General features: G+C 69.3%; 10 protein-coding genes. 5 read left to right on the top strand and 5 right to left on the bottom strand.

What is annotated here, in order from left to right; translation table 11 throughout:
• Nucleotides 1–10 precede the first annotated feature (10 nt).
• Nucleotides 11–310 carry a biopolymer transporter Tol gene (locus EDF23_RS09610; RefSeq protein ID WP_123938474.1) on the top strand — a complete coding sequence of 100 codons (300 nt, stop codon included), beginning with the start codon at nt 11–13 and terminating at the stop codon, nt 308–310.
• Nucleotides 307–771, top strand: a complete 465-nt coding sequence (locus EDF23_RS09605) for a hypothetical protein (protein WP_131921521.1) — start codon at nt 307–309, stop codon at nt 769–771. Before EDF23_RS09610 ends, EDF23_RS09605 begins: the two co-directional genes overlap by 4 nt.
• A 92-nt stretch (nt 772–863) precedes the next feature.
• Here EDF23_RS09605 and EDF23_RS09600 read toward each other — a convergent pair whose 3' ends face one another.
• The 4 genes from EDF23_RS09600 to EDF23_RS09585 form a co-directional block, all read right to left on the bottom strand.
• Nucleotides 864–2,693, bottom strand: a complete 1,830-nt coding sequence (locus EDF23_RS09600; protein WP_131921520.1) for a beta-galactosidase family protein — start codon at nt 2,691–2,693, stop codon at nt 864–866.
• 70 nt (nt 2,694–2,763) lie between these two features.
• On the bottom strand, nt 2,764–4,098 hold the full coding sequence (locus EDF23_RS09595) for a sugar ABC transporter substrate-binding protein (RefSeq protein ID WP_207895471.1): 1,335 nt from the start codon (nt 4,096–4,098) through the stop codon (nt 2,764–2,766).
• A gap of 99 nt (nt 4,099–4,197) precedes the next feature.
• Nucleotides 4,198–5,187: a carbohydrate ABC transporter permease gene (locus tag EDF23_RS09590; protein WP_207895470.1), complete on the bottom strand. Its 990-nt coding sequence runs from the start codon at nt 5,185–5,187 to the stop codon at nt 4,198–4,200.
• The gene (locus tag EDF23_RS09585; protein WP_111086247.1) at nt 5,184–6,131 is read right to left on the bottom strand and encodes a sugar ABC transporter permease; all 948 of its coding nucleotides are present in this window, start codon (nt 6,129–6,131) and stop codon (nt 5,184–5,186) included. Before EDF23_RS09585 ends, EDF23_RS09590 begins: the two co-directional genes overlap by 4 nt.
• Before the next feature lie 161 nt (nt 6,132–6,292).
• Here EDF23_RS09585 and EDF23_RS09580 point away from each other — a divergent pair, with 161 nt between their 5' ends.
• Complete coding sequence (locus tag EDF23_RS09580; protein ID WP_243648875.1) at nt 6,293–7,357, top strand: LacI family DNA-binding transcriptional regulator; 1,065 nt, start codon at nt 6,293–6,295, stop codon at nt 7,355–7,357.
• Nucleotides 7,358–7,823: 466 nt separating this feature from the next.
• Here the strand turns inward: EDF23_RS09580 and EDF23_RS09575 are convergent, their stop codons facing one another.
• Nucleotides 7,824–9,329 carry an alpha-N-arabinofuranosidase gene (locus EDF23_RS09575; RefSeq protein ID WP_131921518.1) on the bottom strand — a complete coding sequence of 502 codons (1,506 nt, stop codon included), beginning with the start codon at nt 9,327–9,329 and terminating at the stop codon, nt 7,824–7,826.
• A 308-nt stretch (nt 9,330–9,637) separates the two neighbouring features.
• On the opposite strand from EDF23_RS09575, the gene EDF23_RS09570 reads away from it, so the two are divergent.
• Entirely contained in the window at nt 9,638–10,993 is a 1,356-nt protein-coding gene (locus EDF23_RS09570) for an extracellular solute-binding protein (RefSeq protein ID WP_131921517.1), read from the top strand.
• 144 nt (nt 10,994–11,137) lie between these two features.
• Nucleotides 11,138–12,109 carry a sugar ABC transporter permease gene (locus EDF23_RS09565; RefSeq protein ID WP_131921516.1) on the top strand — a complete coding sequence of 324 codons (972 nt, stop codon included), beginning with the start codon at nt 11,138–11,140 and terminating at the stop codon, nt 12,107–12,109.

Here is a 12,109-nt window from a genome sequence, read left to right as displayed (position 1 = left end):
GACTCGGGGCATGACCGCCGAAGCCGACGACCATTACTTCGTGGTGAACGGCCGACGCTGGCGCCGCACCGACCCGGCCCTGCCCGAGGAACTCGCGGCCGCGCTCCGCTCCCACCTGGGGCGCGGGCGCAACGCGGTGAAGACCGCGAAGCGCGCCGGCGACGACGCTGCGCTGGCCGCGGCTCGGCACCGGAACGGGCTCGCGAAGCACGGTCTGGGCGAACGCGGCCCGGAGTGGTGGACGCGCCCCGAGGCCGATCGGATCGCCGACGCCGAGCGGGCACTCGCCGATCTGGACGCCCTGCCGTGACGACGATTCGTCCGCCGCGCCTGGATCGCATCCTGAACCTCATCGTGTTCGGCCCGGTGATGATCGGGACGGGAGTCGCACTCGCGAGCGTGGCCTTCGTTCCCGAAGCATCGGCGCGGGTGTTCGTCTTCGTCCTCGGTGTCGCCTTCATCGCCGGTGGGACCTGGGCCACGGCCAGGCTCCGTCGCGTCGCCGTGCACCTGTCCGACGAAACCCTCCGGTACTCCGGCTTCCTGTCGTCGTGGACCGCACCGCGTGCGGGCATCACCGCGGTGCTCGACGACGCGTACGTCGAGTGGCGCGATGATCGCGGGGTCGGCCACCGACGGCAGATCTGGCTGCTGACCCGGGCTTGGGCGGACGACGGCACGAAGTTCGCCCCGCTCTGGCGCTGGCGACACGAGGCGCTCCTCGAGGTGCGGGCGTGGGCAGCGACTCACGAAGTCCGAAACGTCCCATGACGCCCGCGGTAGAAAGCGGAATCGGGCGTACCTGGTCGGAAGTTCCGACCAGGTACGCCCGTTTCGACCAGGTACGCGCGCGGCCAGCCGCGTCAGCCCTCGGTGTGGCCCAAGGACGGCTCGAGGAGCAGGTGGGCCGTGCGGGATGCCGACGCGTGCAGCTCGAACACGACGAGCTCGTTCCGGCCTGAGCGCAGGACCGGCCCCGGGATCGCCAGGGTCTGCTGCGGGCCGCGCGACCAGTAGCGACCGAGGCAGAACCCGTTGACCCAGGCGACACCCTTGCGGAAGCCGTCGAGCGCCAGGTAGCGGTCGTCCACCGCGTCGAGGTCGAACGACCCCGCGGCGAACGTCGGCCCCGCGAGCACCTCGCCGTCCGTCGGCTCCACGGCGGACAGCGCATCGAGGGCGGACGGTGCGATCGGGTCGAGCGCCAACGGTGCCGCGGTCCAGCGCGACAGCGGGACACCGTCGACGGCGACTCCGCCGATCAGGCCCTTCGGTTCGCCGATGCGGATGCCGTAGTCGACCCGGCCCTGGTCCTCGACGAGCAGTTCGAGCGTGCCGGTCACCGGCGGCAGGACGACGGCGCGGTCGTGGTGCTCGCGCTCCAGGACGCCGACGACGACGCCGTCGACGGACACGATCGCGCGGTCGCGGACCTCTTGCCCGATGGTCAGCACACCGCCGGTCGGCAGGTCGACCTCGGCGCGGTACAGGACGAAGCCGCTGGCCGCACCGAGGGCGTCGAACGTCGGCGGCTCGTCGTGCGCCGACCACGTCGTGAGCGTGGGCAGCAGGGAGCGGAGCGACGCGACGCGGTCGAGGCGGACGGCGAGGTCCGTGGCGGGGGTGATCCGGGCCTCCAGGCCGACTCCGTCCGCCGCACCGGACGCGAGTCGACCCGACCCACCCGGCTCCATCGACGCCGGCAGCGGCGGGACGGGCGCGTAGCGCTCGATGACCGCGCGGAAGGCGTGGAACTTCGAGGTGGGCCGACCGGCCTCGTCGAGTGGGGCGTCGTAGTCGTACGACGTCGCGATCGGACGGTAGACGCCCTTATCGTTCGCGCCGTTGGTGAAGCCGAAGTTCGTGCCACCGTGGAACATGTAGATGTTGACCGAGCCGCCGGCGGCGAGCAGGACGTCGAGGTCCGCAGCGCTGTCCGCGGCCGAGGTGGTGTGGTGGTGCTCGCCCCAGCTGTCGAACCAGCCGTCCCAGAACTCCGAGCACATCAGGGGGCCGGTGGGCTGGGCCTGCCGCAGGCGTTCGAGGCGCGCGGCGGACCGCGAGCCGAACGAGCCGGTCTTGTGCAGCGACGGCAGCGAACCGTCCTCGAGCATCGTGCCCATCGGCTGGTCGACGCTCGTGAACGGGACGGTCAGCCCGATGTCGCGGTGCATCTGCTCGAGTGCACGCAGGTACTCGGGGTCGGAGCCGTACGCGCCGTACTCGTTCTCGACCTGCACCAGGACGATGGGCCCGCCCTGATCGATCTGCCGCGGGACCAGCACGGGGGCCAGCTGCCGCAGGTACGTCTGGACCGCCGCGAGGAACCCGGGCTCGTTGCGCCGGACGCCCACGGAGCCGTCCGCGAACAACCAGTACGGCAGACCGCCGTTGGCCCACTCCGCGCAGATGTAGGGGCCGGGGCGGACGATGGCGTGCATCCCCTCGGCAGCGACCAGGTCGAGGAACCGGCCGAGGTCGAGCCCGCCGGTCAGGTCGAAGAGCCCGGGCGACGGCGCGTGCGCGTTCCAGGCGACGTAGGTCTCGATGGTGTTGAGGCCCATCAGCTTCGCCTTGCGGATCCGGTCGGCCCACAGGTCGGGGTGTACGCGGAAGTAGTGGATCGCACCGGACAGCACGCGGTGCGGCTCGCCGTCGAGCAGGAAGTCGGTGTCGCCGATGGCGAATCGCATGAGATGACTCTTTCAGACAGCGGGGTCGTGCGGACGATGTCCGCACGACCCCGGGGAGTTGGTGCCGGTGCTACTTGGTCGAGACCGTGAAGCCCTGGTCCTTGCCGTACTTGGCGAGGGCCTTCTGCCAGGCCTCGAGGCCGGCGTCGAGCGAGGTGCCGTTCTCGTACGCCTGACCGACAGTGTCGGCGTAGACGCTGTTCGCGTACACCTGGTACGGCAGGTAGGTGAAGTCGTTGTCCGAGGACTTCGACGCGTCGACGAGCACCTTGTTGATCTGCTGCCCACCGAAGTAGGACGGCTTCTCGTCGAGGAAGGCCGACGAGTCGAGGTCAGCGGTCGTCGAGGGGAACCCACCGGACTTCATGAAGACGCCGGTCGACTCCTTGGACGAGTTCAGCCACTTCAGGAAGCCCGCGGCGAGGGCCGGGTTCTTCGACTGCTTCATGACGACCTCGGCGCTGCCGCCGTTGTTCGCGGTCTGGGCGGTGCCGCCGTCGTAGGTCGGCATCGGGGCGACGCGCCAGTCACCCGAGGCCTGGGCGACGCCGGACTCCAGGTTGCCGGGCATCCAGGCGCCGGTGATCATCGTGGCGATCTCACCGTTGCCGAGCTGCTTGTACCAGTCGTCGGTCCAGCCGACGGTCTTCGACAGCAGGCCCTGCTCGACGAGCTCGTTCCAGGTGCTCGTCCACTTCTTCGAGCCCTCGTCCTGCAGGTTGATGGTCACCTTGTCACCGTCGGTGGTGAACGGGGTACCGCCGGCCTGGGCGATCATGCTCGTGGTGAAGCCGGCGTCGCCGGAGTCGGCCGCGATGTAGGCGTTCGGGTCGGCCTCGTGCAGCTTCTTCGCGGCGGCGACGTACTCGTCCCAGGTCTTCGGCACGGCGATGTCGTGCTTGTCGAAGACCGTCTTGTTGTAGAACAGCGCCATGGGGCCGGCGTCCTGCGGCAGGCCGTAGACCTTGTCGTCGATCGACACCGAGCTCCAGGTGCTCTTCGCGAACTTGTCCTCGAGCGAGTCGAAGCCGTAGCCGGACAGGTCGAGGAGCGAGTCGGACAGGGCGAACTGCGGCAGCGCGAAGTACTCGACCTGGGCGACGTCGGGGGCGCCCGAGCCGGCCTTCACGGTGTTCTGCAGCTTGGTGTACTGGTCGGCGCCGGTGCCGGCGTTGACGAGCTTGACCTTCACCTTGGGGTACTGCTTCTCGAACGCGGCGACCTGGGCCTTGGCGGAGGGGGTCCACGACCAGTAGGTCAGGGTGCCACCATCCTTCAGTGCCTTGGTGATGTCGTCGGACGAGCCACCGGAGGACGAGCCGCCGGTCGCGCAGGCGGCGAGGGCGATCGTGGCGGTGACGCCGATGGCGAGGGCGCTGAGCCCGCGCCGGAGACGCTTGTTCATGGGGGTGCCTTTCACTTCTTCGTGGAGAGGGGGTCGTGCTGCTGTGTTCCGGACCGGAGGGCGCGTGGCGAGGTCGCCACGGGCCTCCCGTCCGACGGATCAGGCCTTGACGGACCCGGCCGCGAGGCCGGACTGCCAGAAGCGCTGGAGGAAGAGGAACGCGACCACGATCGGGATGATCGTGAGGAGCGATCCCGTGACGACGAGGTTGTAGATCGGCTGCGCGCCGGACCCGGTGGCCTGGGCGTTCCACTGGTTCAGGCCGACCGTCAAGGGGTACCACTTCGGATCGCTCAGCATGATGAGCGGCAGGAAGTAGTTGTTCCAGGTGGCGACGACCGCGAAGAGCAGGACGGTGACGACACCGGGAGCGAGCAGGCGGAGCGCGATGGTGAAGAAGATCCGGAACTCGCCGGCGCCGTCCATGCGGGCGGCCTCGAGGAGTTCGGCGGGGATCGCGTCGACCGCGTAGGTCCAGATCAGGTACATGCCGAACGGGCTGATGAGCGACGGCAGGATGATCGACCACGGGGTGTTGGTCAGGCCGACCTGCGAGAAGAGCAGGAAGGTCGGGACCGCCAGGGCCGTGCCGGGGACCGCGATGGCACCGAGCACGATGGCGAACACCGCGCGGCGTCCGGGGAACTGGAACTTCGCCATGCCGTAGCCGGCGACGGTCGCGAGCAGGGTGGCGCCACCGGCACCGACGACCACGTAGAGCAACGTGTTGCCGAACCACTGCAGGAAGATGCCGTCGTTGTAGGTGACGGTGTCGACGATGTTCTGCCAGAGGTTGAAGTCCCCGCCGAACCAGAGCCCGAAGGTGGAGAGCAGCGACGCCTGCGTCTTCGTGCTGTTCACGAGCAGGTAGAACAGCGGCGCGAACGAGTAGACGACGAAGACGACCATGACCGCGGTCAGCAGGCCGGAACGCTTCGGCTTGCGTCCGTCGACGTGCCGCTCGGCCTTCCGCTCGGCCTTCCTGGAGGCCCGGGTCGAGCGGGTGCCCGGGTCGCGCTGCGTCGTGGTCGCCTCGGTGACCGTGGCCGGTCCGGCGGCGCCGGTCGCGGGATGCTGGATCGTGCTCATCGGTTCTCCTGGCGGGTTCCGCGGACCTGGACGACGTAGGCGATCACCGCGGTGATCACGCCCATCACGATCGCGACGGTGGCGGAGTAGTTGAACTGCTGGCCGCTGAAGGACAGCGAGTAGGCGTACATGTTCGGGGTGAAGGCGCTGCCGATGACGTTCGGGGCCAGGGTCTTCAGCAGGTTCGGCTCGTTGAAGAGCTGGAAGCTGCCGATGATCGAGAAGATGGTGGCGATGACCATCGGGCCGCGCAGGGCCGGGAGCTTGATCGAGAAGACCGTGCGCAGGGGGCCGGCGCCGTCGAGCTCGGCGGCCTCGTACAGCTCACCGGGGACGGTGCGCAGGGCGGCGTAGAAGATCAGCATGTTGTAGCCGAGGAACTCCCACGTGACCACGTTGCCGATGGAGGTCAGCACCCAGCTGGGGCTGAACGGCTGCAGTAGGTCGATGCCGAGCGCGTCGTTCGCCGCACCGGTCAGGCCGAACTGGTTGCCGTAGATGAAGCCCCAGATCAGGGCCGCGACGACACCGGGGACGGCGTAGGGCAGGAACACCGCGATGCGGAAGAACGACGTGCCCCAGAGCCGTGCGCTGTCGAGCGCGAGGGCGGCCACGAGTGCGAGCCCGAGCATGATCGGCACCTGGACGACCAGGAAGATCGCGACCCGACCGAAGCCGGACCAGAACTTGGCGTCCTGGAAGAGCTGGACGTAGTTGGCGAACCAGACGAACTGGTTGCCGCCGATGAGCTGGTCGCGGAACAGGCTGAGCCAGAGTGCGTAGCCGATCGGGACGATGAGCATGGCGATCAGGACGACCACGAAGGGTCCGACGAACAGCCAGCCGGTGTAGCGCCCCCGCGCCTTGGTCCGGCGACCTGCCGGGCGGGGGGCTGCCGGCTGCGCTGCGGCTGCCTCGCCGGGCCGCGCTGCGAGCGTGCTCATGTGACTCCTTCGTCTGCTGCGTTCGGGTGTCCGGTGTCTCGGCCGCGACCCGGGCCCGGTGACGGGCGCTCTGGCGGTCGCAGATGTTGACGTCAACATCGAACGTCAGGACGATAGCATGGCAACGTCAACATGCGCTAGCGTCCGGGAACGCAGACTGCGTGATCCCGCAACGGAAGGAGCTCGAGCCGATGACGACCGAGTCCCCCGCCGGCACCCGCCGCTCCCCCTCGATGGCCGCCGTCGCCGACGCCGCCGGGGTCTCGATGCAGACCGTCTCGCGCGTCGCCCGCGGGTTCGACAACGTCAGCCCGGACACCCGCGACCGCGTGCAGCGCGCCATGGACACCCTGGGCTACCGGCCCAACCGTGCCGCACGGGCCCTGCGATCGGGGCGCTTCCGCACCATCGGCGTGATCATGTTCACGCTCGCGTCCTTCGGCAACATGCGCACGCTCGAGGCGATCGCCGACGCCGCCGGCACCGCCGACTTCACGATCACGTTGCTGCCGATGGCCTCGCGCACCGAGGAAGGCGTGCGCTCCGCGTTCTCCCGCCTGCACGAACAGGCCGTCGACGGCGTCGTGATCATCATCGAGTCGCACATCATCGACACGGCCGAGGTCGTGCTGCCCGACGGCGTGCCCATGGTCATCATCGACTCCACCGGCAGCACCGACCACCCGGCGATCGACACCGACCAGACCGACGGCGCGCGCCAGGCCACCCAGCACCTGCTCGACCTCGGCCACGAGACCGTCTGGCACGTCGCCGGACCGACCTCGTCGTACTCCGCCGCACGCCGGTTGGCCGCGTGGCAGGACACCCTCGAGCGCGCCGGGCGGCACGTCCCGCCGGTGTTCCACGGCGGGTGGAGCACCGACTCCGGCTACCGCGCCGGCCTGACCATCGCCGCACGCCCGGACATCACCGCCGTGTTCGCCGCCAACGACCAGACCGCGCTCGGGGTGCTCCGCGCCGCGCACGAGCTCGGGCGGACCGTGCCGTCGTCGCTCAGCGTGGTGGGCTTCGACGACTCCCCCGAGTCCGACTCCTTCTGGCCGCCGCTCACCACCGTGCACCAGTCCTTCGACGAGGTCGGGCGCCGAGCCGTCGCGAACCTGCTCGCCCAGATCGACGGCGAGTCCGTGTCCTCCGCCCCCGACCTGGTGCCCGTGCGCCTGGTGGAGCGGGCGAGCACCGCGCCGCCGCCCGCCGCGCGCTGACGCCACCGGGCTCGGGCGCCGGTTCGCGGCGCCCGGTTCGCGGCCCCGGTTCGCGAAAGCGACACTGTGCCGCCAACCTTCCGCGGAGAACTGTCGCTCTCGCGGACCGGACGGCGCAGCGGGCCGCACATCTGTCGCTTTCGCGACCAACAGGCGGACGGGAGGCGCGGTGCCAGCCCGCCACGGGCCTCCCGTCCGCCGCCCGGGGCACACCCGCGAAAGCGACAGTGTGCTGCCAACCATTTGCGGAGAACTGTCGCTTTCACGGACCGGACGCCGCAGCATGCCGGGAGACTGTCGCTTTCGCGGACCGGACCGGACCGGACCGGACCGACACACGACACGCGACACGCGCCCCGCCCGCGCCCCGCCCGCGCCCCGCACGAACGAGCAGAGGACGTCGGGCGCGAGCGCCCGACGTCCTCTGTGCTCACTCGACGCCCGCCGCAGCGAACGCCGAGGCGTCTCAGCCGATCGACACGGCGGTCCAGGACACGGGCGGCAGCTCGATCGTGATGGTGTCGCCGTCGCGGCTGACCGTCTCGTTCGTGCGGAGCCCGACGCGCTCGGTGGACGAGAGGTCGTTCACGGCGTGGATGTCGTCGTCCCAGACGCCCTCGGCACGGACGTCGCCCGAGGCCGCCAGGCCCGCGAGGTCGATCGTGACGGTGGTCGACTCGGACGGGTGGCGGTTGATGAGGAAGACCGCTGCCTTGCCGTCCTCGGTCACGGTGGCGGCCGAGTCCACGACCGGCACCTCGCCGTACTTGCCGCCGTCGACGGTGTCACCCGAGGCCTTGACCTGCAGCGACGTGCCGTTCGCCAGGCGCGACGTCAGCGAGAACGGGAAGAACGTCGTCTGGCGCCAGGCCGGGCCGCCGGGCTCGGTCATGATCGGGCCGATGACGTTGACGAGCTGCGCGAGCGAGGCCGAGGCGACGCGGTCCGCGTGGCGGAGCAGCGAGATGAGCAGTCCACCCACGACGACGGCGTCGGCGACGGTGTAGACGTCCTCGAGCAGGCGCGGAGCGACCGGCCAGTCCTGCGGCCCGAAGGTCTTCTGCTGCTCGTTCCACTTCGTGATCGACCAGACGTTCCACTCGTCGAACGAGATGTCGATGCGCTTGTCGGACTTCTTCTGCGCCTGCACGTGATCGGCAGCGGTGGTGACCGTCTTGATGAAGTGGTCCATGTTGACGCCGGCGGCGAGGAACGACGGCAGGTCGTCGCCCTCTTCGTAGTAGGCGTGCGCAGAGATGTAGTCCACGTCGTCGTAGGTGTGCTCGAGGACGGTGCGCTCCCACTCGCCGAACGTCGGCATCGACGCTCCGGACGAACCGCAGGCGACCAGCTCGAGGTCGGGCTGGATCTGGCGCATGGCCTTCGCGGTCATGGCGGCGAGCTTGCCGTAGTCCTCGGCGTTCTTGTGGCCGAGCTGCCACGGGCCGTCCATCTCGTTGCCGAGGCACCACATCTTGATGGCGAAGGGCTCCTGGCGACCGTTGGACTTGCGGTACTCGGACAGTGCGGTGCCGGCGTTGATGTTCGCGTACTCGAGCAGCTCGATCGCCTCGGCGGTGCCGCGCGTGCCGAGGTTCACGGCGAGCATGAGCTCCGAGCCGACCTGGTCGAGCCAGTGCTGGAACTCGTGCAGGCCGACCTCGTTGGTCTCGGTCGAGTGCCAGGCCAGGTCGAGGCGCTTCGGGCGCTGCTCGACGGGGCCGACGCCGTCCTCCCACTTGTAGCCGGAGACGAAGTTGCCGCCGGGGTAGCGGATGGCGGAGACGCCGAGTTCCTTGACGAGCTCGACGACGTCCTTCCGGAAGCCGTGCTCGTCAGCGGTCTCGTGCGCGGGCTCGTGGATGCCGTCGTAGACGTGGCGGCCGAGGTGCTCGACGAACCCGCCGAACAGGCGACGTCGCACCGGCCCCACGGTGAACGCGGCGTCGAGGACGAGGTGTGTGCGGGGCATGGATCTCCTTCGATCGTGCGAGAGCGGGTACTGCGGGTCGTGCGGTGCGCGTGCTCGGTCCGGCGCCAGGGGTAGCGAAGCGGACCGTCACGAAAGTGAGCGCTCACCTGACCGAAACGCTACCGGGTTCCACGGCGACGCGAAAGGGGTGGCGGATGATCTTCGCGAGCGCTAATGTGAGCGCTCACGGAGCACCGACCCACGGCTCTCGTGCACGGAGCAGCAGTGTTCCGCGAACGGAGCAGCGATGCTCCGGCGGGAGCACCGACCCTGCTCCCGAGCCCGGCCCATCCCGATGGAGTGATGCCATGCCGAACCGCCCAGCAACACCCGCGGCGCGCCTCTCGCGCCGCGGCTTCCTCGCCGCAGGAGCGGCCGCCGCGACGGTGCTGCCGCTCGCCGCGTGCTCGAGCCCGATCGCAGCCGGCCTGGCCGGCAGTGCACTCAACCCCGAGACGCTCGTCTTCTGGAACCTCTTCGGCGGCGGTGACGGCCTCCGCATGCAGGCGATGGAGGACGGCTACGCGAAGCAGCACGGCGGATCGAGCTCGCTGCAGGCCACCACGTTCGCGTGGGGCAACCCGTACTACTCGAAGCTGACACTGGCCACCGTCGGGAACAAGCCGCCGGACGTCGCGGTCGCCCACCTGACCCGCGCGAAGCCACTGTGGGACGGCGACCTGCTCGACCCGATCACGTCCGAGGACCTGGCGAGCGTCGGCCTCAGCGCCGCCGACTTCAACCAGAAGGCCTGGACGGCGCAGAAGACCGACGGCAACAACATCGCCATCCCGCTCGACACCCACCCCTTCGTGCTCTTCTACAACGTTGATGTGTGCAAGAAGGCGGGCCTGCTCGACAGCGACGGCAACCTCAAGGACCTGTCCGGCATGGACACGTTCGAGAGCGCCCTCGCCGCCGTCGCGAAGGTCACGGGCGGCACCGCGCTCAACGTCGCCAACGTCGTGCCGGAGACCGCCACCCCGTGGCGCTTCTTCTGGACGATGTACAACCAGATCAACGACGCGACCCCGTTCATCAGCGACGGCGGCGCGAAGCTCACCGTCAACGAGGACGCCTACAACGAGGTCACCAGCCGCACCCAGAAGTGGGTCAAGCAGGGCTGGATGAACAAGGCGCTCGACTACGCCACGGCACAGTCCCTGATGTTCGACGGCAAGGCCGGCTTCTTCATGCAGGGCGAGTGGGAGATCAGCACGGCGCAGTCCATCAAGGGACTGAAGTTCGGCATGGCCCCGATCCCGCAGCTCTACGACAAGCCCGCGACGCAGGCGGACTCGCACACCTTCGTGCTGCCGAAGAAGGACCGCACGCCCGACCAGCGCAAGCAGCACATGCTCTTCATCAAGCAGATGCTCGAGCAGAGCCTGACCTGGGCCGAGGGTGGGCACGTCCCCGCCTACATCCCGACCTTCGACAGCAGCGCCTACAAGGAGCTCAAGCCACAGTCGAACTACGCGGCCGCAGCCGAGACCGCCGTGTTCGACGACCCCGCCTGGTACGGCGGCTCCGGCTCGACCTTCGAGGGCACCGTCGGCGCCCAGCTGGCACTCGTGCAGCAGGGCAGCTCGTCGCCCGCACAGGCGCTCAGTGCCATCAAGTCGCAGCTCGCGACCTACCTGAACACCCCGAGCCCGCTGTGACCGGGCACACGACCGCCCGGCTCGTACGCTCCGGGCACACGACCGCCCGGCTCGTACGCTCCGGGCACACGACCGCCCGGCTCGTACGCTCCGGGCACACGACCCACGCGATCGCCGTGAACACCGCGCGAAAGGCACGATGACGTGACCACAGCACCTGTCCTCGACCGGCCCACGGACGCTGCCACCGCGTCGCGTCCGCGCCGGAACCGCACCTACGGCACCAGCCTCACCCGTGGCCAGGGCCGCAGCGGCTGGCTCTTCCTCGCCCCGTTCGGCCTGTTCTACGCGGCCTTCCTGCTCGGCCCGACGGTCTGGATGATCGTCTCGAGCTTCTTCAACACCTCGACCGTGCGCACGGGCCTCGGCAGCTTCGCCGGGTTCGCGAACTACGCCGAGATGCTCGGACGCTCCGACTTCTGGTCGTCGCTCTGGCACACGCTGCAGTTCACGCTGTACACGACGCCGCCGCTCGTCATCCTGGCGTTCGTCTTCGCCGTGCTGACGAACCGGATGAACCGCGGCCAGTGGTTCTTCCGACTGGCGTTCTTCCTGCCGTTCATCCTGCCGTCGGCGACGATCTCGCTCATCTGGGTGTTCATCTTCACGCCGGCGACCGGCCTGTGGGCGAGCATGCAGTCGGCGATCGGCCTCACCCCGGGCTCCGGCATGCTGTCCAGCCCGAACACCGCGATGATCGGTGTCGCGATCGCCACCGTCTGGTGGACCCTCGGCTTCAACTTCGTGCTCTACCTGGCCGGCCTGCAGGAGATCCCGCGCGAACTGTACGAAGCGGCCGCCGTCGACGGTGCGTCGAACTGGCAGCAGATCAAGTCGATCACGCTGCCGCTGCTCGGCCGCACCACGACGCTGGTCATCCTGTTGCAGATCATCGCGAGCCTGAAGATCTTCGACCAGGTGTACCTGATGACGAACGGCGGACCGGGCATCTCCACCCAGGTCTCGCTGCAGCTCATCACGGGCGTCGGCTTCACCGACAACCGACTCGGTGCCGCCTCGGCAGCGTCGGTGCTCCTGTTCATCGTGATCGTCGCGATCGCGGTCATCCGGCAGCTCGTCGAGCGCGCTGCCGCCAATCGAGAGATCGGGGCCTGA

This window comes from Curtobacterium sp. PhB128 (assembly GCF_004340725.1).
Lineage (GTDB): Bacteria > Actinomycetota > Actinomycetes > Actinomycetales > Microbacteriaceae > Curtobacterium.
This window is presented reverse-complemented; position numbering and strand designations above follow the sequence as displayed.

Coding starts and splice junctions, on each gene's coding strand:
- EDF23_RS09590 (WP_207895470.1), bottom strand. CDS start 5,187: ATGAGCACGATCCAGCATCCCGCGACCGGCGCCGCCGGACCGGCCACG.
- EDF23_RS09585 (WP_111086247.1), bottom strand. CDS start 6,131: ATGAGCACGCTCGCAGCGCGGCCCGGCGAGGCAGCCGCAGCGCAGCCG.
- EDF23_RS09575 (WP_131921518.1), bottom strand. CDS start 9,329: ATGCCCCGCACACACCTCGTCCTCGACGCCGCGTTCACCGTGGGGCCG.
- EDF23_RS09570 (WP_131921517.1), top strand. CDS start 9,638: ATGCCGAACCGCCCAGCAACACCCGCGGCGCGCCTCTCGCGCCGCGGC.
- EDF23_RS09600 (WP_131921520.1), bottom strand. CDS start 2,693: ATGCGATTCGCCATCGGCGACACCGACTTCCTGCTCGACGGCGAGCCG.
- EDF23_RS09595 (WP_207895471.1), bottom strand. CDS start 4,098: ATGAACAAGCGTCTCCGGCGCGGGCTCAGCGCCCTCGCCATCGGCGTC.
- EDF23_RS09610 (WP_123938474.1), top strand. CDS start 11: ATGACCGCCGAAGCCGACGACCATTACTTCGTGGTGAACGGCCGACGC.